The organism is Nonomuraea sp. NPDC003727 (assembly GCF_053586935.1).
On sequence record NZ_JBSFNE010000010.1, the window covers coordinates 355,638 to 378,966 of the forward strand.

Annotated in this window: 21 protein-coding genes; 11 read left to right on the forward strand and 10 right to left on the reverse strand. The window is 72.3% G+C overall.

Translation table 11 applies throughout. From position 1 onward, the window contains the following. The first annotated feature begins 342 nt into the window (after positions 1-342). Entirely contained in the window at positions 343-1,392 is a 1,050-nt protein-coding gene (locus tag ACWDLG_RS26710) for an amidohydrolase family protein (RefSeq protein ID WP_449924733.1), read from the forward strand. Between the two features lie 18 nt (positions 1,393-1,410). Here ACWDLG_RS26710 and ACWDLG_RS26715 read toward each other — a convergent pair whose 3' ends face one another. Further along, positions 1,411-1,827, reverse strand: a complete 417-nt coding sequence (locus ACWDLG_RS26715) for a MarR family winged helix-turn-helix transcriptional regulator (RefSeq protein WP_449924735.1) — start codon at positions 1,825-1,827, stop codon at positions 1,411-1,413. A 69-nt stretch (positions 1,828-1,896) separates the two neighbouring features. On the opposite strand from ACWDLG_RS26715, the gene ACWDLG_RS26720 reads away from it, so the two are divergent. The 4 genes from ACWDLG_RS26720 (at position 1,897) to ACWDLG_RS26735 (ending at position 7,058) form a co-directional block, all read left to right on the forward strand. Next, complete coding sequence (locus ACWDLG_RS26720) at positions 1,897-3,630, forward strand: ABC transporter ATP-binding protein (RefSeq protein WP_449924737.1); 1,734 nt, start codon at positions 1,897-1,899, stop codon at positions 3,628-3,630. Positions 3,631-3,714: 84 nt separating this feature from the next. Further along, entirely contained in the window at positions 3,715-4,932 is a 1,218-nt protein-coding gene (locus ACWDLG_RS26725) for an MFS transporter (protein ID WP_354904751.1), read from the forward strand. 10 nt (positions 4,933-4,942) lie between these two features. After that, the gene (locus ACWDLG_RS26730; protein ID WP_449924741.1) at positions 4,943-6,505 is read left to right on the forward strand and encodes a gamma-glutamyltransferase family protein; all 1,563 of its coding nucleotides are present in this window, start codon (positions 4,943-4,945) and stop codon (positions 6,503-6,505) included. 235 nt (positions 6,506-6,740) lie between these two features. Next, a complete protein-coding gene (locus ACWDLG_RS26735) occupies positions 6,741-7,058 on the forward strand; it encodes a DUF5709 domain-containing protein (protein WP_354904755.1) in 318 nt (105 codons plus the stop codon). A 36-nt stretch (positions 7,059-7,094) separates the two neighbouring features. Here ACWDLG_RS26735 and ACWDLG_RS26740 read toward each other — a convergent pair whose 3' ends face one another. The 3 genes from ACWDLG_RS26740 to ACWDLG_RS26750 form a co-directional block, all read right to left on the reverse strand. Beyond that, positions 7,095-7,757: an HAD family hydrolase gene (locus tag ACWDLG_RS26740; RefSeq protein ID WP_449924744.1), complete on the reverse strand. Its 663-nt coding sequence runs from the start codon at positions 7,755-7,757 to the stop codon at positions 7,095-7,097. Between the two features lie 226 nt (positions 7,758-7,983). Next, positions 7,984-8,397: a DUF5360 family protein gene (locus tag ACWDLG_RS26745; RefSeq protein WP_449924747.1), complete on the reverse strand. Its 414-nt coding sequence runs from the start codon at positions 8,395-8,397 to the stop codon at positions 7,984-7,986. Then, positions 8,381-9,019: a TetR/AcrR family transcriptional regulator gene (locus ACWDLG_RS26750; protein ID WP_449924750.1), complete on the reverse strand. Its 639-nt coding sequence runs from the start codon at positions 9,017-9,019 to the stop codon at positions 8,381-8,383. The genes ACWDLG_RS26745 and ACWDLG_RS26750 overlap by 17 nt, the downstream gene beginning before the upstream one ends. Before the next feature lie 92 nt (positions 9,020-9,111). Here ACWDLG_RS26750 and ACWDLG_RS26755 point away from each other — a divergent pair, with 92 nt between their 5' ends. Beyond that, a complete protein-coding gene (locus ACWDLG_RS26755; protein ID WP_449924753.1) occupies positions 9,112-11,010 on the forward strand; it encodes a Xaa-Pro dipeptidyl-peptidase in 1,899 nt (632 codons plus the stop codon). 37 nt (positions 11,011-11,047) lie between these two features. On the opposite strand, the gene ACWDLG_RS26760 is transcribed toward ACWDLG_RS26755, so the two are convergent. Next, a complete protein-coding gene (locus ACWDLG_RS26760; protein WP_449924755.1) occupies positions 11,048-11,713 on the reverse strand; it encodes a DUF4253 domain-containing protein in 666 nt (221 codons plus the stop codon). Between the two features lie 352 nt (positions 11,714-12,065). On the opposite strand from ACWDLG_RS26760, the gene ACWDLG_RS26765 reads away from it, so the two are divergent. From ACWDLG_RS26765 to ACWDLG_RS26775, 3 genes are read left to right on the forward strand one after another with little or no spacing between them, the layout of a single operon-like run. Further along, entirely contained in the window at positions 12,066-13,046 is a 981-nt protein-coding gene (locus ACWDLG_RS26765) for a sensor histidine kinase (protein WP_449924757.1), read from the forward strand. Further along, a complete protein-coding gene (locus ACWDLG_RS26770; protein ID WP_449924760.1) occupies positions 13,043-13,642 on the forward strand; it encodes a response regulator transcription factor in 600 nt (199 codons plus the stop codon). The genes ACWDLG_RS26765 and ACWDLG_RS26770 overlap by 4 nt, the downstream gene beginning before the upstream one ends. Beyond that, the gene (locus tag ACWDLG_RS26775) at positions 13,639-14,223 is read left to right on the forward strand and encodes an HAD family hydrolase (protein WP_449924763.1); all 585 of its coding nucleotides are present in this window, start codon (positions 13,639-13,641) and stop codon (positions 14,221-14,223) included. Before ACWDLG_RS26770 ends, ACWDLG_RS26775 begins: the two co-directional genes overlap by 4 nt. 107 nt (positions 14,224-14,330) lie before the next feature. Here the strand turns inward: ACWDLG_RS26775 and ACWDLG_RS26780 are convergent, their stop codons facing one another. Both ACWDLG_RS26780 and ACWDLG_RS26785 read right to left on the reverse strand, forming a co-directional pair. Then, positions 14,331-14,978, reverse strand: coding sequence for a TenA family protein (locus ACWDLG_RS26780; protein ID WP_354904777.1), 648 nt, complete (start codon positions 14,976-14,978; stop codon positions 14,331-14,333). 129 nt (positions 14,979-15,107) lie between these two features. Beyond that, complete coding sequence (locus ACWDLG_RS26785; RefSeq protein WP_449924767.1) at positions 15,108-16,265, reverse strand: TIGR03118 family protein; 1,158 nt, start codon at positions 16,263-16,265, stop codon at positions 15,108-15,110. 91 nt (positions 16,266-16,356) lie between these two features. On the opposite strand from ACWDLG_RS26785, the gene ppgK reads away from it, so the two are divergent. After that, a complete protein-coding gene (ppgK, locus tag ACWDLG_RS26790; protein WP_449924770.1) occupies positions 16,357-17,100 on the forward strand; it encodes a polyphosphate--glucose phosphotransferase in 744 nt (247 codons plus the stop codon). Between the two features lie 211 nt (positions 17,101-17,311). Further along, positions 17,312-21,175, forward strand: coding sequence for an ATP-dependent RNA helicase HrpA (gene hrpA, locus ACWDLG_RS26795; RefSeq protein WP_449924773.1), 3,864 nt, complete (start codon positions 17,312-17,314; stop codon positions 21,173-21,175). A gap of 119 nt (positions 21,176-21,294) precedes the next feature. On the opposite strand, the gene ACWDLG_RS26800 is transcribed toward hrpA, so the two are convergent. From ACWDLG_RS26800 to ACWDLG_RS26810, 3 genes are all read right to left on the reverse strand, one after another. Then, positions 21,295-22,440 (reverse strand): hypothetical protein, encoded by a 1,146-nt coding sequence (locus ACWDLG_RS26800; RefSeq protein WP_449924775.1) that lies wholly within the window; start codon positions 22,438-22,440, stop codon positions 21,295-21,297. 309 nt (positions 22,441-22,749) lie between these two features. After that, on the reverse strand, positions 22,750-23,049 hold the full coding sequence (locus ACWDLG_RS26805; RefSeq protein WP_449924778.1) for a helix-turn-helix domain-containing protein: 300 nt from the start codon (positions 23,047-23,049) through the stop codon (positions 22,750-22,752). Next, a complete protein-coding gene (locus ACWDLG_RS26810) occupies positions 23,046-23,291 on the reverse strand; it encodes a type II toxin-antitoxin system RelE/ParE family toxin (RefSeq protein WP_449924941.1) in 246 nt (81 codons plus the stop codon). The genes ACWDLG_RS26805 and ACWDLG_RS26810 overlap by 4 nt, the downstream gene beginning before the upstream one ends. Positions 23,292-23,329: the final 38 nt, after the last annotated feature.

Sequence of the window (23,329 nt, forward strand, 5' to 3'; positions counted from 1 at the left end):
GCGTCCGCAACCGGGCCCACCGTGCCCACCACTGTGCCCACCGCCGGGCCTGCGGAGCGGTGTCACGGGGCGGTTCCACGCACGGCCCACCGGGAGCCGGCAGGATCTTCCGGGGAACGGCTCACCCGAGGAGGAGAAGGAGCGTACCGGACCTGCCGGGGCCATCTCCTGTCCGCAACCGGACAGGTCTCCCCCGGGAGAGCCGGCGTCGGGTCAGGGGCGGGAAGAGTCGCCGTCCGTGCCGGGTGGGACCCTCGCGAGAGGGACCGGCGGGAGGCGGGTGCGGCCGGAAACCTGGCGAGCGTGATTGATTTGCCAGCACTCGTGCCTTTTAATCACACAATGGGAGCGTTGACGCGGGGGTTCGGCCTCCGCACCCCCGCGCCCGTCGTGCTCCACTCGGCCCCCTGCGTGCTGCCCGTCTGCGCCCCGCCCGTCCGCGACGGTGGCGTCGCCATCAGGGGCGAGCGCGTGCTCCAGGTGGGCTCGCGGGCCGACCTGCTGGCCTACTTCCCCGTCGAGGACGAGATCCGCTGGCCGGGGCTGATCAGTCCCGGGCTGGTGGACGCCTGCCGTACCGGACCGCCGGTGCCCGGGGTGACGAGCGCGGCCGATCTCGGGGATCGCCGCGGCCCAGGTGGTGTCACCTACCTGGAGATCGAAGGCGCCGGCGAGCAGGCGTGGGAGGACAGCGAGCGGGACGCGCTGATCACCGCGATCCGCGAGCATCCCGGCACGGTGGGCGTGGCGGCGTACGCGTCCGACCCGCTGGTGCTGGAGGATCTGGCGGTGCTCGCGCGGACGTTCGGGCTGCGGCTCATGGCCGACCTCGGCCGCCACTCCCCCGCCGAGCTGGACGAGGCCGGCGTGCTGGGGCAGCACTGCCACGTCACGGGCGAGGCGCCGCTCGGGCCCGGCGAGCGCAAGCTGCTGCGGCTGCGCGGCACCACGCTGGCGCTGTTCGGCGGGGACGCCTCGGCGCTGGTGGAGGAGGGCTGCGCGATCGCGTTCGGCGGTCCGCCGCTGGCGACGGCGCGGGCCGTACGGCAGGCCACGCGGATGCGCCGCCTGGAGCGGGTGCTGGTGGAGGCGGCGACCGTCGGCGGCGCGCGGGCCCTGGGGATGGCCGACGGCCCCGGCCGGATCGGCACGCTGGGCCCCGGCAGCCGCGCCGACCTGGCGGTCTTCGACACGCGCGGCGGGCGCGACCCGTACGCGGCGCTCCTGGAGCAGCCGCCGTGCCTGGCCACGGTGGTCGGCGGCGTGCCGGTCACGCGCGCGGGGGGCCGGGCGGGCCGGACCGAGCCGCGCCGGGCAGGCCAGGCCACACCCGGCAGGACAGGGCAGGCCGCGCCCGGCAGGGTGCATCCCGAGCAGGAGCAGGCGGGCTGAGGCCCGCCGCCGGACGGTCTAGTCGCCCTCGACCTCGCGCAGCAGTTCCCTCAGCCGCTCGCGCTGCTCCTGCGACAGCCCGCCGAACAGGTCCCTGGCGACCTCCCTGCGGGCCTGGCGCGCCCGCTCGTAGACCTCGCCGCCGCGCGGGGTGATCAGCACCAGCGTGGATCGCCGGTTGGCCGGGTCGATCTCCCTGCGCACCAGCCCCGCCTCCTCCAGCGCGTCGACGACGGGCGTGAGGGAGCGCGGCACGATGCGCAGCGCCTCGGCGAGCTGGACCATCCGCAGTGGCCGGTCCGCCTCGATGAGCTCGCGCAGCGCCCGCGCCTGGCCGGGGCTCAGCCCCAGCGGCTCCAGACGGTTCCGGTAGCCGTGCCTGGACAGACGGCTGATCCTGTGCACGAGTTCCAGCAGCTCGGAGGCGGTGTCCACGATCAGGAGCCTACCGGTGGAAGAATTGTGAGCTAACCTCTGTTTGAGAGAACATCTGAAAGGAGTTCTATGACAGAGGAACCACGCGCGCCCTTGCGGCGCATCATCAGGCTGTTCCGGCCCTACCGCGGCCGCCTGGCCGCCGTCCTGGCCCTCATCGCCCTGTCCTCGCTGGTCTCCCTCGCCTCGCCGTTCCTGCTGCGCGAGATCCTCGACGTCGCCGTCCCCGCGCGCGACGTGGCGCTGCTGAGCCTGCTGGCGCTCGGCATGGTCGCCGTCGCCGTCACCACCAGCGTGTTCGACGTGATGCAGACCTTCATCTCGACCACCGTGGGCCAGCGGGTCATGCACGACCTGCGCGCCGCCGTGTACGGCCACCTGCAGCGCATGTCGCTGGCCTTCTTCACCCGCACCCGCACCGGCGAGGTGCAGTCGCGCCTGGCCAACGACATCGGCGGCATGCAGCAGGTCGTCACCTCGACCGCGACCTCGATCGTCTCCAACCTCACCACCGTGGTGGCCAGCGTCATCGCGATGCTCGTCCTGGAGTGGCGGCTGACGGCGGTGTCGCTGGCGCTGCTGCCGCTGTTCGTGTGGATCAGCCGCAAGGTCGGCGTGGAGCGCAGGCGCATCACGGCCGAGCGGCAGCGCAAACTGGCCGCCATGTCGTCGATGGTGCAGGAGTCGCTGTCGGTCAGCGGCATCCTGCTCGGCCGGACACTGGGCCGCTCCACCGAGCTGACGCGCAGGTTCACCACCGCCTCCGACGAGCTGGCCGAGCTGGGCGTGCGGGCGAGCATGGCGGGACGCTGGCGGCAGTCGTCCATCCAGATCATCATGGCCGCGATGCCCGCCATGATCTACTGGGCCGCCGGCATGACCTCGCTGGTGTCGGTCGGCACGGTCGTCGCCTTCACCACCCTCCAGGCGGCGCTGTTCAGGCCCGCGGTCTCGCTCATGCGGACCGGGGTGGAGGTGCAGAGCTCGCTGGCGCTGTTCGGCCGCATCTTCGAGTACCTCGACCTGCCGGTCGACGTCACGCCGGGCACGCGGGAGCTGAGCGCGCCGCGCGGCGCGGTCCGCTTCGAGCGCGTCGACTTCTCCTACGGCGAGCGCCCCACCCTCACCGGCGTCGATCTCGACGTCCCCGCCGGGACCAGCCTGGCCGTCGTCGGGGAGACCGGCTCGGGCAAGACCACGCTCAGCTATCTCATCCCCCGCCTCTACGACGTCACGGGCGGCCGGGTCACGATCGACGGGGTGGACGTGCGCGAGCTGAGCTTCGAGACCCTGGCCGCCACCGTGGGCGTGGTCTCGCAGGAGACCTACCTCTTCCACGCCTCGATCGCCGAGAACCTGCGCTTCGCCAGGCCCGGAGCCAGCGACGAGGAACTGGTGGCCGCGGCCCGCGCCGCCAGGATCCACGACCACGTCGCCGCCCTGCCCGACGGGTACGACACGGTGGTGGGCGAGCGCGGCTACCGTTTCTCCGGCGGCGAGAAGCAGCGCCTGGCCATCGCCCGCACGCTGCTGCGCGACCCGCCGGTGCTGGTGCTCGACGAGGCGACCAGCGCGCTGGACAACCAGACCGAGCGCGCCGTCCAGGAGGCGCTCGACACGCTGGCCGACGGCCGTACCACGATCACCATCGCCCACCGGCTGTCGACCGTGCGCGCGGCCGACCAGATCGTCGTGCTGGACGGCGGCGCGATCGCCGAGCGGGGGACGCACGAGGAGCTCATGGCTCTCGACGGCCGGTACGCGGCTCTCGTCCGGCGCGAAGAACCTCTCATCACCCTCTAAACGTGATAAACAGCACATTCGGAAATCGAGGCAGGTAAAGGGGCGTTCAAGTCTCTCGGTATACCCCCAAGAGATGGTCTCGCCTTGCTCTTCGCTTCCCTCAAGCACCGTAATTACCGCCTATGGGCCGCTGCCGACCTGGTCTCCGTGACCGGCACCTGGATGCAGGTGCTGGGCGTCAACTGGCTCATCCTGTCCGCCACGGGCTCGGCCACCAGCGTCGGCGTGAGCCTGGTCCTGCAGGCGCTGCCCACGCTGGCCTTCGGCCTGTGGGGCGGCGCGCTCGCCGACCGGCTGCGCGCCCGCCCCGTCGTCGTGGCCTCCCAGATCGCGCAGGGCCTGCTCGCCGTGGTGCTCGCCGTCGTGGCCGGCTCCGGGGTGACCTCCGTCCTTCCCGTGTACGGCGTGGCGCTGGCCGGCGGGCTGGTCACCGCACTCGGCGGCCCCGCGCTCGGCCGGTTCGGCGCGGAGGTCGTCCCGCCCGCCGACCTGCCGAACGCCATGGCGCTCGGCTCGGTCGTCAACTCCGCCGGCCGCATCCTCGGCATGAGCCTGGCGGGCGTGCTGATCCCCCTCACCGGGCCCGCCGGCCTCTTCGTGCTCAACGCGATCAGCTTCCTCGCCGTGATCGCCGCCATCGCCGCGATGCGCGCCGGTGAGATGCACCGGCTGGCCCAGGCCCCCGCCGGCGCCGCCGGCATCCGCGAGGGCCTGCGGTACGTCCTGCGCACCCGCTGGCTGCTGGTGATCCTCGCGCTCTCCCTGGTCCTCGGCAGCATGGGCCGCAACTACCAGGTGACGATGGCCGCGATGGCGGCCGGGCCGCTCGGCGCGGGCGCCGGCGGTTACGGCCTGCTGTCCACGGTCTTCGCCGTCGGCACCGTGGTGGGCGGCGTCTTCGCGGCGGGCCGGCCGCGCCTGACGATGCGCCTGCTGCTGGTCACAGCCTTCCTGTCCAGCGTGGCGCAGGCGCTCAGCGGCCTGATGCCCGAGCTGTGGAGCTTCGCCGCACTGCTGCTGCCGATCGCCGCGGGCGCCGTGGTCATCGACACCACGATCGGGGCGCGCGCCCAGCTCGGCAGCCCCGACGAGCTGCGCGGCCGGGTGATCGCGGTGCTGGGCCTGGTGAGCGCGGCGGCGGGCGCGCTGGGCGGTCCGCTGCTCGGCTGGCTCAGCGACACCCTCGGCCCGCAGGCGGCGCTGCAGATCGGCGGCGTCAGCACCACGGCCGCCACGCTGCTGGCCGCACTGGCACTGGCCAAGGTCACGGGGGTACGGATCCTGCGGCCCAGGACCGCGTAAGGTCACTTCCGTGCAGAACACCCGATACGCCCGATCCGGCATGGTGTGCAGCGTCGACCACCTCGCCTCCGCCGCCGGCCTGACCATGCTCGACCGCGGCGGCTCGGCCGCCGACGCCGCCATCGCCACCAACGCGGTCCTCACGGTCACCGCTCCCCACATGTGCGGCCTCGGCGGCGACCTGTTCGCCCTCGTCCACGAGGGCGGCGGCGGGCAGGCTCCCGGCGGCGCGGGGAGCAGGGTCAGCGCGCTCAACGCCTCGGGCCGCGCCGGGTCGGGCGCGGATCCCGACCGGCTCAGGACCGAGGGCCACACCCGCATGCCGCACCAGCACGACATCAGGTCGGTGCCGGTGCCCGGCTGCGTCGACGGCTGGCTCGCGCTGCACTCCCGGTACGGCAGGCTGCCGCTGGGCACGGTGCTCGCCCCCGCCGTCGAACTGGCCGCCGGCGGCTTCCCCGTCTCGCCGCTGCTGGCGCCCATCGCCTCGACGGTCGGCCACCCCGACTTCGCCGGCGGCTTCACCCCGGGCCAGGTCATGACCAGACGGGGCGTGGCCCGCACGCTGGAGGCGATCGCCGGCTCCGGACGGGAGGGCTTCTACCAGGGCGAGTTCGGCCAGGGCCTGCTGAAGCTGGGCGCGGGCGAGTACACGGACGACGACCTGGCCGAGCCGCTGGCCGACTGGGTGGAGCCGCTGCGCGTGCCGGCCTTCGGCCACCAGGTGTGGTCGATGCCGCCGAACTCCCAGGGCTACCTGCTGCTGCTGTCGCTCGGCATCGTGGACGGGCTCGACCTGCCCGCCGCGCCCGACGACCCCCTCTGGGCGCACCTGCTGGGCGAGGCGGCCAGGATCGCGGGCCACGACCGGCTCGCGCTCCTGCACGAGCACGCGGAAGACCTGGTGTCGGCGGCCGAGATCGAGCGGCGCCGCGCGCTGGTCGATCCCGCCGCCCGGCTGACGGTGGCCGGCCTGACCGCCGAGGGCGACACGACGTACCTGTGCGCGGTCGACGGCGACGGCATGGGCGTGTCGCTCATCCAGTCGAACGCCTCGGGCTTCGGCAGCCTGCTGGTCGAGCCGAACACCGGGATCAACCTGCACAACCGCGGCATCGGCTTCTCGCTGACCCCCGGACACCCCGCCGAGTACGGCCCCGGCCGGCGTCCCCCGCACACGCTCACACCGGCCCTGGTCACCAGGCCGGACGGCTCCCTCCGCGCGGTCGTGGGGACGATGGGCGGCGACGCGCAGCCGCAGATCCTGCTGCAGGTCATCACCAGGCTGCTCCGGCACGGCCAGACGCCGGGCGAGGCCATCGGCGCGCCCCGCTGGCGGCTGGCGACCGGCGGCACCGGCTTCGACACGTGGGACGCGCCCGACGCGACCGTCATGGAGCTGGAGGAAGGCGCCGGCTGGGCCGACGGGCTGGCCGCGCTCGGCCATCCGGTGGCGGGCAGGCCGTACGGGACGGGGTTCGGGCACGCGCACCTGATCGACGTGCTGCCCGGAGGCGTCCTCGCGGGCGCGGCCGACCCGCGGGCCCTGATCGGCGCCGCGATCGGCCGCTGAGCCCCCGCGGTGGGGACGCGATGGGGGCGCGATGGGGGGGCGCGGTGGGCGATGCGCCGGCCGCCTCGTCAGGCGATGCGCGGGCTCCACGTGCGCCGGCCGCCCCGTCAGGCGCGATGTGCCTTGTAGGGGCGCGGTGGGCGATGCGCCGGGCTCCTCGTGCGCCAGCCTCCTCATCGGGCGCGATGCGCCTGGCAGGAGGGTTCCCCGTCGGAGGAGGGGTAGGGCACCATGCATGAGCCAACAACCACCGGACCGCTACGGACTCAGCGACGAGCAGGAGATAGAGGTCGAGGGCTGGACCGAGGACCTCGGCAGGGAGCACGTCATCGAGGAGGACGACCCCCGGCACCAGGACACCGTGGCCGAGCGGATGTGGCGCGAGGCGCCCGAGCGGGATCGCACGCCGCGCGAGGAGCACCGGCTGGTGGCGCCCGACGAGGGGCTGGCCCCCGACGTGGAGAGCGAGGAGGTCGCCGAGGAGGTGGGGGCCGACTCCGGTGACCTGTCCGCCGAGGAGCGGGCGATCCGCATCGAGCGAGATCTGCCCTAGCCGGCCGGGATCCGCTCTGGTCGAGCGCGATCCGCCCTAGTCGGTGCCGAGCCGTCGCACGGCGGGCAGCACGCCGTACAGGTCGTCGATGACGGTGTCGGCGGCGCTCGCCTCCGCCCTGTCGGCGTGCAGGTAGCCCCAGGGGCCCCGGCGCAGGAGCGCGGTCCGCATGCCCGCCCTGCCCGCGGGCAGCACGTCGTTGTCGAGCCGGTCGCCGACGTACAGGATCTCCTCGGGGCGCCGGCCGGCCACGGCGGCCACCTTGGCGAAGAAGGCGGGTGCGGGCTTGGCCACGCCCCAGCCGTCGGAGGTGTGGATGGAGTCGACCGGCAGGTCCATGGCCACGAGCGCGTCGTAGGCCCTGGTGGGCTGGTTGCCGGCGATGATCACCTGAACTCCCGCCGCGCGCAGCTCGACGAGGGCGGGCCGTACGTCGGGGTACAGGTCGTCGGCGTCGAAGTGGTTGCGCAGGCTGCCGGGCTCGTCCTTCTCCCATGCGGCGATCTCGGCCTCGACGTCGAGGCCGGGGCGGATGATCTCGAAGGCGTCGCGGTGGGAGCGGTCGAGCGCGGCGGTGCCGCCGAGGACGCCCATGAACGCGAAGCTGGGCACGCCCAGCCGGTCGGCCCAGCGCGACCAGATGCGCGTCTCGTCGATCAGCGTCTCGCCGACGTCGAACACCACTGCCTTGATCACCATGAATCTCCTTCGTCCGCCCCAACTCTACGGACTCCCCCGCGGCGCCCCGCGGACGGGAGCCCGCCCCCGCGCTCAGCCGGACGCCGGAGCGGCCAGGCCGCACCCATCGGTCAGCCGGACGTCGGAGCGTCCCGGCCGAGCCAGTCAGCCAGACGCCGGAGCGGCCCGGCCGGACCCGCCGGTCAGCCCCGCCGATGCGGCCAGGCCGAGCCCGCCGGTCAGCCGGTCAGCTGGACGCCGATGCGGCCAGGCGGGGTCCGCCGGTCAGCCGGATGACGGCGGGCAGCGGGAACAGCAGCAGGTACAGGTTCGGGATCCACCAGGCCGGGGAGAAGTCGCCCCGCAGCGTCCAGAACGCCACGGCCATGAGCCCCGACGCCATGGTGAGCACCAGCGACACCAGCATGAGCGGCTCCCCGCGCCGCCGCCGCCCGCCGCGCAGCAGCCACAGGCTGGTCAGCCCGGTCGCGCTTGCCGCCAGGTCGATCCAGAGGAACGACCAGTTCCAGTCGGCCATCAACGGGTTGGCGTAGTCGGCGAAGGCCCAGTCGGCGGGGATCAGCCCCAGACCGGTCACCGTGAAGTACACGACGAACCCGACGTCCGTCACCAGCATGAGGGCCTTAGTCGTTCGCAGCACGGTCGATCATCTCCAGGAGGTGGCGGCGGGTGCGCTCGTGCAGTTCAGGGTCGGGCTCGCCGAGGCCGAACAGCCTGGCCGCCCACCAGCCGTCCACGGCCAGCCGTACGGTCGTGGCCACGGCGGGGTCGATGCCGTCGCCGGTCAGCCGCGTCTGCCAGGCGGCGAACCTCTCCCGCAGCGGCGCGAGCCCGGCGGGGTCGACGATGACGGCGGCCAGCAGCGCCGCCGTCATCTGGTCGGCGGGAGCCGCCGCCGGCACCTGGCCGGCATGAGGCTCCCCCGGCACCTGGTCGGCATGAGCCTGCGCCGGCGGCTTGCCGGCATGAGCCGCCGTGCGGCCCTCCGGAACGCTAGGGGGGATGGTGGCCTCGACGTAGGCGCGCAGGAAGTCGCCCGGCCGGTCGCCCGCGACGGCCAGCGCGGCGTCGAAGGCGGCGGTGAGCCGGCCGACCATGGCGGCCACCAGGGCCTGTTTGGTCGGGAAGTGGTAGAACAGGCCGCCCTTCGACACGCCCGCGCGCTGGGCCACGGCCTCCAGGGTCAGCGCTTCGGCCCCGTCGCCGATCAGCACCTCGGCGGCGGCGTCGAGCAGCCGCTCTCTCGAACTCGGTCTCGGCATGGCCCGTAACTATACCGGCCAGCCGGTGAACTATGAAAGGTGATCGGCACGTCCGATCATGGTCAGTCCCCCCACCCCCAGGAGGACCTCGCGTGTCACGCTTACGGGCGACCCTCATCGCGCTGACCCTCGTCGCGACCACCGCGCCCCCCGCGCGGGCCGCCGTCGCCATCACCGTCGAGAACGACCGCTCCCAACCCGTCTTCTCCTACGCCGACGCCATCCGCGAGCACGTCTACGTCGAGGCCCCGATCGACAGCGACGCCGACGGCCGCCTCGACCGGGTGCGGGTGGACATCATCCGGCCCCGGGAGTCCGGCCCCTCGCTCAAGGTGCCGGTGATCATCGACGAGAGCCCCTACTACGACAACTCGGGCCGCGGCAACGAGGCCGAGCGCAAGGTCTACGACGCCGCGGGCGACCTGGCGAAGTTCCCGCTCTTCTACGACAACTACTTCGTCCCGCGCGGCTACGCCGTCCTCAACGTGGACATGCTGGGCACCACCAGGTCGGACGGCTGTCCGGACACCGGCGGGCAGGCCGACGTCCTCGGCGGCAAGGCCGTCATCGACTGGCTGAACGGCAGGGCCAAGGCCTACCGCGCCGACGGCTCCCCCGCCGAGGCGACGTGGACCACCGGCAAGGCCGCCATGATCGGCAAGTCGTACGACGGGACGCTGGCCAACGCCGTGGCCGCCACGGGCGTCGAAGGCCTGGAGACGATCGTCCCGATCTCGGCGATCAGCTCCTGGTACCGCTACCAGCGCTCAAACGGCGTCGTCTACAACTACAACTACGCCTCGTGGCTGGCCAACGTCGTCGACACCGACCCCGACGCCAAGTGCGCCGCCGTACGGGCCGGGATGGACGCCGAGGACGGCGACGACACGGGCGACTACAACGCCTTCTGGCGGCTGCGCGACTACGAGAAGGACGTCGCCAACGTCAGGGCCAGCGTGTTCGTCGTCCACACCGGCAACGACCTGAACGTCAAGCCCGACAACTTCTCCGCCTGGTGGGCGGCGCTGGGCCGGCGCGGCGTGCCGCGCAAGATCTGGGTCGGCCAGTACCAGCACGTCGACCCGTTCGACTTCGAGGGCAGGCGCGACCTGTGGGTCGACACGCTGCACCGGTGGTTCGACCACTGGCTCCTCGGCGTGCCCAACGGGATCATGCGCGAGCCGGTCGCCGACGTCCAGGTGGGCCCGGCGCAGTGGATCACCCAGCGCGACTGGCCGGCGCGCGGGGCGGTGCGGGTGCCGCTGCGCCCCGCCGCCGACGGCGGGCTCGGGCTGCTGCCGGCGCGCAGGGGGACGACGGCGACGTTCACCGACCTGCGGATGCCGGAGACGGAGATGGTCGCCGACGTCGGCACCGCCAAGCCGGGCCGGCTCGCCTACACCACCGGGCCGCTCCCCCTCGACCTGCGCCTTTCCGGCACGCCCCTGGTCGACCTGCGGGTGGCGCTGGACCGGCCGACCGCCAACCTGACCGCGCTGCTCGTCGACTTCGGCGAGGCCACCCGCGTCGACTGGCGGCGCGGCCAGGGCATCACCACGCTGGCCGAGGAGGACTGTCACGGCGAGGCGACCGCCGCCGACGACGGTTGCTACCGGAAGGTGGCCACCAACCTGGCCACCCGTCCCCTGGAGATCGTCGCTCGCGGCTGGATCGACGTGCAGAACCGCGACTCGCTGTCGTCGCCCAGCCCGCTGCCCGCCGGCGAGTACGGCAGGGTCGCCTGGGAGACGCTCCCGCACGACTACGTCTTCAGGAAGGGCCACCGCCTCGGCCTGGTGCTCGCCGGCACCGACGCCACCTACAGCGGTGAGACGGGCACGGGCGCGACCGTGACCGTCGACCTGGCCGGCAGCAAGATCAGCGTGCCGTTCGTGCTCAGCCGGCCGCTGACCGAGGTGCCCGCCGACCGGACCAGGTGGTACGGCCCGCAGGACGTCGAGCTGCCCACGCCCGAGATCGACTTCCGCTAGGCGGCGGGCGGCCGCCCCCGGGGGCTCAGTCCGCCGGTCAGTCCCACCAGAAGGACCAGAAGTACTGGCCGGCGATCTGCTCGGCGTAGCCGTACAGGTCGCCGGCCCCCTGCACCACGTTGTCGGGGCAGAACGCCCAGTGCTCGGCCGCCACGTGCAGCGCGTGCTCGCGGGTGACCGGCGGCGCGGCCACGCTCAGCTCCAGCGTGTTGAACCCCATCGCGACCAGGCGGGCGCCGAATCGCTCCTCCCAGCTGCGCACCACGGCGGCCAGCGGCACCATCCACTCGTTGTGGTGCAGGGCGCCCTGCCAGCCCATCACGGCGAGCGTGTCGGCGCCCCTGCGGGCGGCGGCCAGCCCGAGCGGCATGCCGCGCTCGGCCAGTATCCCCGCGTACCAGTCGGCCACCTGGCCGGGGTCGCCGCGCAGCTTCCCCGGCGCGGCCAGGCCGGGACAGATCGGCCCGAACGGCTCGATCTCTACCAGGGAGTCGGCGGGCACCTGCGCCACCCAGTCCTGCCACACCTCGGCCATGAAACCGGCCGCGGTGAAGGTGTCGATGAGGTCCGGCGAGTCGGGCATCACCTGCGCCGACGACCAGGGCTGCGCCGACTCGTCGAGCAGCACCGGCCACAGCCCCGAGTGGGGGTGCTCGGCCCGCATCGCCGCCCACAGCCCCCCGGACGCGGGCTCCTCGCTCATCCAGAAAGCCGGACGTCTGGCCGGCTGATCCGGCCACACGAGCTCGCCCGCGGGCAACCCGAAGGACAGCGACCGCCCGCGGCCGCCGTCCTCGAACAGCCGGCAAAGACTCGCCGGTAGCTGGTGCGTTTTCATGTCTCGGACGATCGTAGTGCCCCGGGACTTTCGTCCTGGTGAACACCGGATCGATGATTCTTCGGCGGATCCGGGCGATCCGCAACCCTGGAGGCATGAGGATTCCACTCGTTCCGGCGTTCCCGCTGGCAGGATGCGCGGCCGTGGACGTGCCGGCCGGATGCCGATGAGGCGCCCGCCACGCCGTCGGGCACAATCTGGCGTACTGGAGGTGAGGATGCGCCCGTTCTACGCCTGGGTCGCGGTGGCCTACTTTCCCGCCTACACGCTGGTCAGCGTGCCGACGTGGGGCGGAGCGCTGGGCCTGTCGCTCGTGGTGGCGGCCTACCTGCTGTCGGTCAGGACCGCGTCACTGCCGCCCCTGGCCGTGCTCGCCGTGACGGCGCTCGCGCTCGGCCTCGCCTACGGCGGCGCGTGGCTGTACCTGCTGCCGCTGGTGTCCATCGCGTGCGGGATCGTGGTGCGGGGGCGGGCGCTGCCGTACGCGCTGGCGGTCGTCACGCTCGCCTCGATGCTGGTGACGTGGCGGGCGGGCGGCGGCACTGACGGGGTGGCGGCCGTCGCCTGGGGCACGTTCATGGCGGGCGTCGTCGTGCACCTCACGCTGAAGCTGTCGGCGGCCAGGGAGGAGCTGGCCAGGGCCGCAGTCGCGCGGGAGCGCGAGCGCTTCTCCCGCGACCTGCACGACCTGCTGGGCCACACGCTGTCGCTGGTGGTGGTCAAGGCCGAGGCGGTGCGCAGGCTGGCGCCGCGCGACGCGGGCGCGGCGGCGGCGCAGGCGGCCGACATCGAGGAGATCGGGCGCAGGGCGCTGGGCGAGGTCCGCGCCGCGGTCGCGGGCTACCGGGGGCGCGGCATGGCCGACGAGCTGGCGGCCGCCCGGCTGGCGCTGGAGGAGGCGGGCGTGCGGGCCGAGGTCGAGCCAGTGGAGGTACGGCTGCCGCCGGAGGCCGACGTGCTGCTCGGGTGGGCGGTCAGGGAAGGAGTGACGAACGTGATCAGGCACGCCAGGGCGAGCACGTGCGCCATCACGGTGCGCGACGCGGGCGGCAGGGTGGTCCTGGAGATCGTCAACGACGGCGCGCCCGGCTCGTTCGTCCGGGGGAACGGGCTGAAGGGACTGGCCGAACGGGGCGCCGAGGTGGCCGCGGCGGTCGAGGGCGAGCGGTTCACGCTCAGGGTGGCGGTGCCGGTGTGATCAGGGTGCTGATCGCCGAGGACCAGGGCATGATGCGCGACGCGCTCGCCCTGCTGCTCGGCATGGAAGACGACCTGGAGGTGGTCGCCCAGGTCGCCGACGGCGCGGCGATCGCCGCCGCCGCCCGCCAGGCGCGGCCCGACGTGGCGCTGCTCGACATCGAACTGCCGGGCCGCAGCGGTCTGGACGCCGCCGCCGAACTGCACGAGGCGGGGGTCGTCGTGCTGATCCTGACCACGTTCGGCAGGCCCGGCTACCTGCGCAGGGCGATGGAGGCGGGCGCGGCGGGGTTCCTGGTGAAGGACGCGCCGGTCGAGGAGCTGGCGCAGGCCATCAGGAGAGCCGTGGCGGGCGAGCGGATCGTCGACCCCGCACTGGCCGCCGCCGCCCTGCACGCGGGCACCAACCCCCTCACCGACAGGGAGCGCGAGGTGCTGGCCGCCGCGCTCGACGGATCCACGATCGCCGACCTGGCCGCCAGGCTGCACCTGTCGGAGAGCACGGTGCGCAACCACCTGTCGGCGGCCATCGGCAAGACGCACACCAGGAACAGGATCGAGGCGGCCCGGCTGGCCCGGCACAATGGGTGGCTGTGACCTCCTCCTACGACGCTGTTCTCAGCGACCTCGACGGCGTGCTGCGCCAGTTCGACCACGCCGTCCAGGCCGACATCGAGGCCCGCTACGGCCTGCCGCTGATGAAGACGGCCTTCGCGCCCGACCGCATCCTGCCCGCCGTCCTCGGCCACATCACCGAGGCGCAGTGGGTCGAGTCGATCGCCGAGGCGCTGGGCGGCGACGAGCGGGCCCGCCAGGCGGCGACCGAGTTCGCCCAGGTGCCGTTCTGGGTCGACGAGGAGGTCAGGGCGCTGCTGGCCGAGGCGCAGCAGCGGGTGCCGGTGATCCTGGTGACCAACGCCATGGACACGCTGGAGGCGCACCTCGACCTGCTGGGCCTGACCCACTTCGCCGACGCCGTGGTCAGCAGCGCCCGGGTCGGCCTGGCCAAGCCCGACCCGCGCATCTACGAGCTGGCGGCCGAGATCGCGGGCGTCGCGCCGGCGCGCTGCCTGTTCGTCGACGACCGTACGGAGAACGTGGCGGCCGCCCGCGCGCTGGGCATGATCGGCGTGCACTTCACCGCGCCCGACGACCTGGCCGACGCGCTCGGCCGGTAGCGGCGCCCTCCGGGGCTCTTCCGCCGTGGCCGCCGGGGTCGGCCGGCGGCCGTCACCCCCGGCCGGAGGTCGTCACCTCCGGCCGGCGGTCGTGCGCATGGCCGTCGTCAGCCGGCGGCCATGTCGAAGAAGCGCTTCTCCAGCTCCACCGCCCGCCGGAAGACGCTCAGCACCTCCTGCCTGCGGTCCTCGCCGAGGGCGGGGCCGAGCCGGTCGAGCTCGCCGCGCAGGAAGTCCACCCACTGCCGGAACGCCGGCCCCTCGTGCAGCTCGATCCACTCCCTGTACACGAAGCTGTCCGGGTACGGCTGGGCGGCGCGCGAGGCCCAGCCCAGGTAGGTCCACTCCGCCACGCACAGCACCGCCACGATCAGCGGATAGTCCTGGCTGGTCCTGGCCTCGTCCATCAGGGTGCGGAAGTCCTCGGTGACCGGTTCGAGCACCGCGGGCCCCGTGCCGGCGCCGAGAGCCTCGAGCGCGCGGTGGAAGTAGGTCTTCTCCTCGGTGGTGGCCACCTGCCCGAGGAACTGCCCGTACGGCACGCGCGCCTCGAAGCTGTCGGCGCAGGCCACCGCCGCCCCGAGCAGCGCCGTGAAGGTGTCGACGAACTGGAAGTCCTGGACGAGATAGCGCCGCATGTCGTCGTCGGCCACCTCGCCGGTGGAGATCGCCGCCGCGAACGGATGGGTGACGACCTCGGTCCACGTGGGCTCGCACTGCGCCCGCAGCCACTCGCTGAAGTTTCCCTCGCTCACGTCCGCACTTTATCGACATCATGGTGACCATGACGGCGTTGGCCGGCGTGCGGCATCTCAAGATCTGGGCGAGCGATCCGGCAGCCGGCCGGGCGTGGCACGAGAAGGTCTTCGACGCCGAGCTGGTGCTCAGTAGCCGTAGCCCGAGCCGGGGGTGGAGGCGGCCGGTGAGGGGGCCGGGGTCGAGGACGGCGGCACCGGCGCGGACGACGACGGCGGGGCCGAGTGCGGGGCGCGGGCGCCCGCCGGGCGGATCAGGCCGAGCAGCCCGTGCCGGGCGCCCTCGATGCCCGCGGCGAACCACAGCGCGTTGTCGCCGCCGTTGGCGGCCGTGCCCGGCTCCAGGTCCCACAGGCCGGGCAGCACGATCGGGCGGCCGTTGCCATCGCGCAGCGGGCCGAGGTGGCGGCCGTTCCTGAACGCGTGGATCCAGCCGTCACCGAAGTTCCCGACCAGGATCGCGCCCGCGTACTGCCCGAAGCCGCGCGGCGCGACGGTCACCGCCCACGGGGCGTTGAGCGGGCCGCGGGCGGCCAGCCGTCCGGTGAAGCGGCCGGCGGCGTCGAAGCGGCTGACGAACCCCTTGCCCTTGCCGGCCACGGACCTGCCGGTCTGTGAGTCGCGGAGGGCGTAGGAGACCCAGACCGCGCCGCGGGCCACCGAGACGTTGAACGGGGCGTACCCCTCGGGCACGAACGGGTCGGCGAACCGGCGGTGCTGCAGCCGTACCCGGTTGAAGTCGGAGTCGAAGACGTGGACGCGGCCGCCGGCGAAGTCGGCGGCCAGCAGGAACGCGCCCTTCTCCGTCTTCATCAGGGCCAGGCCCTTGTAGTCGGCGCCGCGGGTGAAGGCGGCGATGACGGCGTTCCTGGGGTCGGCCTCGGCGTTCCAGCCGGTGATGGCGCCGCTCGGGCCGGCGAAGACGAACGTGGCCGGTCTGCCCTTGACGGTGAAGCCGTCGGTGGGGTTGAAGACCTGGCCCGTGGGCGCCCCGCCGGGCACGCTGACCTCGGTGGCCTCCTTCCTGCCCGTGCCGGAGTAGACGGTGGCGACGCCGGTTCCGGCGGCCGAGACCCACAGCGTCCTGCCCATGGCCAGGCCCCACGGGTTGACCAGCTTGGGATCGGTGACCGGCGCCTTGCCCCTGATGTCGGAGACCAGGTTGACGACGTCGAACCTGGTCCTGCTCCGACCCGAGACGAGACCGGCCGACGCCGGGGTGGCGGTGCCGAGGATCATGCCGAGGATCAGCGCCGATGCGCAGAGTGTGACGATGCGTGGCCGCATCCCTGCCTCCTTGGTATGTGCGCTTGTGCCGCGAGATACGTGGGAGGATGACGCCGGGTTCATCGCGACTTTTCGGGGCAAGGACACGGACATGGATGTTCTCGGCATCGATATCGGCGGCTCCGGCATCAAGGGCGCGCCGGTGGACGTGAAAGAGGGCACGCTCGCTGCCGAGCGGCTGCGCATCCCGACCCCCCAGCCCGCCAAGCCCGAAGGCGTGACCGAGGTCGTCTCGCAGATCGTCGAGCACTTCTCGTGGGAGGGGCCGGTCGGCGTGACCTTCCCCGGCGTGGTCGTCAACGGCGTCGTGCGGACCGCGGCCAACGTGCACCGTTCGTGGGTGGGCGTCGACGCCGGCAAGCTGTTCGGCGGGGCGCGGGTGCTCAACGACGCCGACGCGGCCGGTCTGGCCGAGGCGACCTTCGGCGAGGGCCGGGGCCGCGACGGTGTCGTGATCATGCTGACCTTCGGCACCGGCATCGGCAGCGCGGTGTTCACCGACGGCAGGCTGGTGCCCAACACCGAGCTCGGCCACCTGGAGCTGAACGGCAAGGACGCCGAGCGCAGGGCCTCCGACAAGGCCCGCGAGGACCACGAGCTGTCCTGGGACAAGTGGGCCGAGCGGGTCGAGGAGTATCTCAAGCACGTGGAGATGCTGTTCTCCCCCTCGCTGTTCATCATCGGCGGCGGGGTGAGCAAGAAGGCCGACAAGTTCCTGCCGCACGTGCGGATCGACACCCCGGTGGTCCCCGCCAGGCTGCAGAACGAGGCGGGCATCATCGGCGCCGCGCTGATGGCCGCGCCCGCGCAGGCGGGCGCCGTCCCCGCCCGGTAGTGGCCGGGCCTCCGCCCGGCCCGCGCGGGCGCGCGAATTCCGGCCCGCGCGGGCGCCGCCGCGGCATCCCGGTCGCTCGGGCGGGTGGCATCCCGGTCGCTCGGGCGGGTGGCATCCCGGTCGCTCGGAGGGCGGGAGTAATTGGGATGCGAGCGCGGGAATGAGTCCGGCACGATGAGCGGTTGATCCGCACGCATATCCTGATAGCAGTATGGGAACGCCTTCCTTGATCTCCTCGCTCACCGACCTCCAGTCACGCCTGCCCGCGTTGATGCCGCGCGACCAGCGGCGCCTTCGGCGCAGGCTCGACGGCGCGCGCCGGGTACGCTCCCGCGAAGCGCAACAGAAGATCGCCGCGGAGATCCTCGCCGACGTGGAACGTGCCGAGCAGCGCGTGACCCGCCGCCGCGAGGTGGTCCCCACGATCCGGTACCCGGACAACCTGCCCGTCTCGCAGCACAAGGACGACATCCTGGAGGCGATCCGCGACAACCAGGTCGTGATCATCGCCGGAGAGACGGGTTCGGGGAAGACGACCCAGATCCCGAAGATCTGCCTGGAGCTGGGCCGCGGCGTGCGCGGTGTCATCGGCCACACCCAGCCGCGCCGGATCGCCGCCCGTACGGTCGCCGAGCGCATCGCCGAGGAGCTCGACACCCAGCTCGGCGACGTCGTCGGCTACAAGGTGCGCTTCACCGACAAGGCGAGCGACAACACGCTCGTCAAGCTGATGACCGACGGCATCCTGCTGGCCGAGCTGCAGAACGACCGGCTGCTCGAGCAGTACGACACGCTGATCATCGACGAGGCCCACGAGCGCAGCCTCAACATCGACTTCATCCTCGGCTACGTCAAGCAGCTGCTGCCCAGGCGTCCGGATCTCAAAGTCGTCATCACCAGCGCCACGATCGACCCCGAGCGTTTCTCCCGCCACTTCGACGACGCGCCGATCATCGAGGTGTCGGGCCGGACCTACCCGGTCGAGGTGCGCTACCGGCCGCTGTCCGAGGACGACGACCAGACCCAGGGCATCGTCCACGCCTGCAAGGAGCTGGTGCTCGAGGGGCAGGGCGACATCCTGGTGTTCCTGTCCGGCGAGCGGGAGATCCGCGACGCCTTCGACGCGCTGTCCAAGGCCGACTTCCGCAACACCGAGATCCTCCCGCTGTACGCGCGGCTGTCGGCCGCCGAGCAGCACCGGGTCTTCCAGTCGCACACCGGCCGCAGGATCGTGCTGGCCACCAACGTGGCCGAGACGTCGCTGACCGTGCCCGGCATCAAGTACGTCGTGGACCCCGGCTACGCCCGCATCTCCCGCTACAGCCACCGCACCAAGGTGCAGCGCCTGCCGATCGAGGCGATCTCGCAGGCCTCCGCCAACCAGCGCAAGGGCCGCTGCGGCCGTACCTCCGACGGCATCTGCATCCGCCTCTACGAGGAGGAGGACTTCCTCGCCAGGCCCGAGTTCACCGACCCGGAGATCCTGCGCACGAACCTGGCCAGCGTCATCCTGCAGATGACCACGATCGGCCTCGGCGACATCGCCGCCTTCCCCTTCGTGGAGCCGCCGGACCAGCGGCAGGTGCGCGACGGCGTCAACCTGCTGCAGGAGCTGGGCGCCTTCGACGCCGCGGGCGGCCTGACCCCGATGGGGCGCAGGCTGGCCACGCTGCCGGTCGACCCGCGTCTGGCCCGCATGGTGCTCGAAGCGGACAAGAACGGCTGCGTGCGCGAGGTCATGGTGATCGCCGCCGCGCTGTCGATCCAGGACCCGCGCGAGCGGCCCTCCGACAAGCAGCAGCAGGCCGACGAGAAGCACCGCCGCTTCGCCGACCCCGAGTCCGACTTCCTGTCCTACCTCAACCTGTGGAACTACCTGCGGGAGAAGCAGAAGGAGCTGTCCTCCAGCGCGTTCCGGCGGCTGTGCAAGACCGAGTACCTCAACTACCTGCGGGTGCGCGAGTGGCAGGACATCTACAGCCAGCTACGGCAGGCGCTCGGCGCCCATCCCAACGGCCAGGACGCCTCGCCGTACCAGATCCACGTCTCGCTGCTGGTCGGGCTGCTGTCGCACCTGGGCGTCAAGGACGTCGTCGACAAGAAGTCCGGTGACGGACGCAGGCCCCTCCAGGAGTACATCGGGGCGCGCAACGCGCGCTTCGCCATCTTCCCCGGCTCGGCGCTGGCGAGGAAGCAGCCCGCGTGGGTGATGTCGGCCGAGCTGGTGGAGACCAGCCGGCTGTGGGCGCGGGTCAACGCCAAGATCGAGCCCGACTGGGTCGAGCCGCTGGCCCAGCACCTGGTCAAGCGCACCTACTCCGAGCCGCACTGGGAGAAGAAGCAGGGCGCGGTCGTCGCCCTGGAGAAGGTCACCCTGTACGGCGTGCCGCTCGTGGTCGGCCGCAAGGTCGGCTACGGGAAGATCGATCCGGAGCTGTCGCGTGAGCTGTTCATCAGGCACGCGCTCGTCGAGGGCGACTGGGACACCCACCACGCCTTCCTGCGCGAGAACCGGCGGCTGCTGGAGGAGGTCGAGGAGCTGGAGAACCGCGCCCGCCGCCGCGACATCATGGTCGACGACGAGGCGCTGTTCGACTTCTACGACCAGCGGGTGCCCGCCGACGTGGTCTCGGCCGGGCACTTCGACGCCTGGTGGAAGAAGCAGCAGGACAAGTCGCTGCTGACCTTCTCCCCCGAGATGCTGGTCAACGAGGGCGCGGACGTCAGCGCCCGCGACTACCCCGACACCTGGCGGCAGCTCGGCCAGCGGATGAAGCTGACCTACCAGTTCGAGCCGGGCACCGAGGCCGACGGCGTCACCGTGCACGTCCCGCTGCAGGTGCTCAACCAGGTCAGCGCCGACGGCTTCGACTGGCAGATCCCCGGCCTGCGCGAGGAGCTCGTCACCGCGCTCATCAGGTCGCTGCCCAAGAACATCAGGCGCAACTTCGTGCCCGCGCCCAACTACGCCAAGCAGGTGCTCCAGCACGTCAAGGCCGGTGGCGAGCCGCTGCTGGAGGCGCTGGAGCGGGAGCTGCTGCGGCTGACGGGGGTACGGGTGCCGCGCGAGGCGTGGCAGATCGACCAGCTGCCCGACCACCTGCGCGTCACCTACCGGGTGGTCGACGAGCGCAAGCGGACCATCGCCGAGGACAAGGACCTCGACGCGCTGAAGAAACGCCTGGCCCCCAGGCTGCGGCAGACGCTGTCGGCGGCCGGCGACGACCTGGAACGTACGGGGCTGACCACCTGGAGCATCGCGACGCTGCCGAAGGTGTTCGAGCAGGGCCGGATGAAGGGCTATCCCGCGCTGGTCGACGCGGGCGCCTCGGTCTCGGTGAAGATCTTCGAGACGGAGGCCGAGCAGCGCAGGGCGATGTGGCTGGGCACCAGGCGGCTGCTGCTGCTGAACGTGACCTCGCCCGCCAAGGCGCTGCTCGGGGGCCTGTCCAACCAGGCGAAGCTGGCGCTGTCGCGCTCGCCGCACGGCGGGGCGGTGGCGCTGTTCGAAGACGTGGTCAACGCGGCCGTGGACAAGCTGATGCGCGACGTCGGCGGGCCCGCCTGGGACCCGGTCTCCTTCGACCGGCTCTACCAGCACGTGCGGGCCGAGCTGTACGACACCGCGGCCGAGATCCTGGCGAAGGTCGAGCAGATCCTGGCCGCCTGGCACGACGTCAACCTGAAGCTGGGGGCGCTGCGCTCGTCCGCCTCGACGGAGGATGTGCGCGAGCAGTTGGGCAAGCTGGTCCATCCCGGCTTCATCACGGCGACCGGTGCCGCCCGCCTCACCGACATTTCCCGATATATCCGGGCAATCGACCGGCGGCTGGCCAAGCTGCCGGAGGAGCCGTGGCGCGACGTCGAGTGGATGGACAAGGTGCACCGGGTCGAGGACGACTACCTCGACGTGCTCGACAAGCTGCCGCCCGCCCGACGGGGCGACGCCGACGTGCTGGAGATCCGGTGGATGATCGAGGAACTGCGGGTCAGCTTCTTCGCCCAGACCCTCGGCACCCCGACGCCGGTCTCGGAGAAACGCATCGGCAAGTCCCTGGACAAGCTGCTCCCCTGACGGCACGGTCCTTCCCGGTGGGCCGCCCGAGAGGCTCTCCACCGGACCGGTCACCGTCGGGGGCGGTCACGGTCGGGGACCGTCGGGAGCGGTCCCCGTGCGGTCACCGGCCGGAGCGGTCACCGCCGGTCTTCGGTGAGCTCGCGCCCTCTCCGGCGGAGGAAGGCGAACTGCAGCAGTAGAGCGGTGGCGCGCGGCAGCGGGGCGTGGACGAAGGACGGCAGCGAGCGCATCACGTTCCGGCCCTTCGCGACCATGAGCAGCTGCCCCGAGTCCCGGTAGGCGGGCGGACGGACGCCGAGCGACCTCAGCACCCGGGTGGCCGCCTCCCAGTCCGGGGAGTAGTCGCGCGCGCCCTCCATGGTCGCCGGCATCACGAAGACGCACTTGTCCAGCAGCCGGTTCGCGTGCAGCCACCTGATCTCCCATACCGTCCCGGCGAAGGCCAGCGGGACGATCACGATCAGCTCGGCCTGCCTGGCGAGCAGCTTGACCTTGTCCTGCCAGTCGCTCTCCGTACACGCCACCTTGCCGGTGCCGGGGATGTCCCAGGTGTGGTTGATCGGCCAGGTCTGCACCCCTTCGGGGTGGGTGGGCAGTAGCGCGCCTGGCACGCCGAGCGCGATCAGCGGCCGGTGGGCGGGAAAGGCGGCGGCCAGGATCGCCTCGAAGTCGGTCTGGATGTTGCCGGGCTGCTCGCTGGCGCTCGCCTGCACGCCCACGGAGTTGCTGGCCAGGCGGCCCGTGGTCGCGAACGGCCGCAGGTAGAGCGAGAAGCGCGGCGGCGGCCCTCCGGTGGGATCCGCGACGAGGGTCATGACGCGGGCGGCCCGCCGGTCGCGGGAGGACTGCCGGCCACGGCTCTCCAGCTCGATGAGCGCGAACAACGGGGAGAGAATGAGCTTGACCTGGAGAAATCCGGCCACGGTGGCGATGATCAAGAACAGAATGACGTAGATCAGGTAGCCGGGGATCCGCAGAAAGACCGACGGAAACGTGCCGACGAACTCCAGGCCGTCGATGACCTTGGTCACCGTCCATGCGTAGAGGTCGAGCGCGGCCGACCATAACGGCGACAGCAGGACCACCACGATCACCGTCCGCAGGACCGCCCCCGTGTGGACGGGTCGCAGCGCCACGCAGGCCAGCACCGCCCCGGCCACCAGGAGCGGATGGTGGCCGAACAGCAGACCCGCGGTGACCGCCGCCGCGCCCGGCAGCGCCCAGTGGATCGCGAAGAACACCCTCAGCGATGCATGCCCCACATGCTCACTGTGCCCGCTGAGCACGGCATGGCAAGACCGGACCGCAGAACTTGGTGCGGGGCCATGACGTTTCCCGGTTCACGGCCGACGGCCCGCGACGCTGCATGGCCGCCATCATCGTGTCCACGCCACGCACAAAGTGCGATCAGTGCCCTCGGTCGTGCCCGATGGATCACACGGCGATCAGGGAAGCAGCCCGGCGATACCCGCCCCTCGTGCGGTGACGCAAGTTGCGGCGGCACGGCCGCCGAGACCGTCAAGCGCACGTCTCGGTCGGTGAGGCCGGTCTTAATACGGACGCGGAGGCCGTCAGGCAGCCGGCGCCTTGGGCGTCAGGCGGACCTCGACATCCGCGTCCAAGGCGCGTGCCAAGCGCTCCAGGACCGGCAACGTGGGGACGGTTCCGCCCGCTTCGAACCGCGCCACCGCCGATTGGGTCATGCCGGCCTCGCGGGCCAGGTCGTTCTGGCTCCAGCCCCGCCCTTCGCGCATCGCCCGGACCGTCCTGCCCAGGTCGTAGGCCAGGCGCGCGGCCTCGTACGCCTCGGCTGCACCCGGCTCGGCCATCCGGCGATCCCTGAGCTCTCGCCAGCTTCCCTGCTCGCTCATGCCGCTCCTCCCTCCTCGTCGACGGTGTGCGCCGACTCGACGCAACGGCGCATCGCCCGCCGAGCCCGCTCGACCTCCCTACGTTCCCGAACCCGCGTCTTGTGGAACACGGTCAAGAGCACGATCCGGCGACCAGGCGCGATCCAGTAGGTGATGCGCACCGCGAACTCGTCGAGATGGAACCGAAGCTCACGTAGCTTGCCGTCAAGCTGCTTCGCGTAGGGCTCTCCTAGCAGCGGCAGCTCATAGCAACGATGCTATGACCCTCGCTCCGGCCACG

What these genes read in the sequence shown, in the direction of transcription:
- ACWDLG_RS26710 (WP_449924733.1), top strand. Translation starts at nt 343, where the DNA reads ATGGGAGCGTTGACGCGGGGGTTCGGCCTCCGCACCCCCGCGCCCGTC.
- ACWDLG_RS26720 (WP_449924737.1), top strand. Translation starts at nt 1,897, where the DNA reads ATGACAGAGGAACCACGCGCGCCCTTGCGGCGCATCATCAGGCTGTTC.
- ACWDLG_RS26735 (WP_354904755.1), top strand. Translation starts at nt 6,741, where the DNA reads ATGAGCCAACAACCACCGGACCGCTACGGACTCAGCGACGAGCAGGAG.
- ACWDLG_RS26740 (WP_449924744.1), bottom strand. Translation starts at nt 7,757, where the DNA reads ATGGTGATCAAGGCAGTGGTGTTCGACGTCGGCGAGACGCTGATCGAC.
- ACWDLG_RS26750 (WP_449924750.1), bottom strand. Translation starts at nt 9,019, where the DNA reads ATGCCGAGACCGAGTTCGAGAGAGCGGCTGCTCGACGCCGCCGCCGAG.
- ACWDLG_RS26760 (WP_449924755.1), bottom strand. Translation starts at nt 11,713, where the DNA reads ATGAGCGAGGAGCCCGCGTCCGGGGGGCTGTGGGCGGCGATGCGGGCC.
- ACWDLG_RS26765 (WP_449924757.1), top strand. Translation starts at nt 12,066, where the DNA reads ATGCGCCCGTTCTACGCCTGGGTCGCGGTGGCCTACTTTCCCGCCTAC.
- ACWDLG_RS26785 (WP_449924767.1), bottom strand. Translation starts at nt 16,265, where the DNA reads ATGCGGCCACGCATCGTCACACTCTGCGCATCGGCGCTGATCCTCGGC.
- ppgK (WP_449924770.1), top strand. Translation starts at nt 16,357, where the DNA reads ATGGATGTTCTCGGCATCGATATCGGCGGCTCCGGCATCAAGGGCGCG.
- hrpA (WP_449924773.1), top strand. Translation starts at nt 17,312, where the DNA reads ATGGGAACGCCTTCCTTGATCTCCTCGCTCACCGACCTCCAGTCACGC.
- ACWDLG_RS26805 (WP_449924778.1), bottom strand. Translation starts at nt 23,049, where the DNA reads ATGAGCGAGCAGGGAAGCTGGCGAGAGCTCAGGGATCGCCGGATGGCC.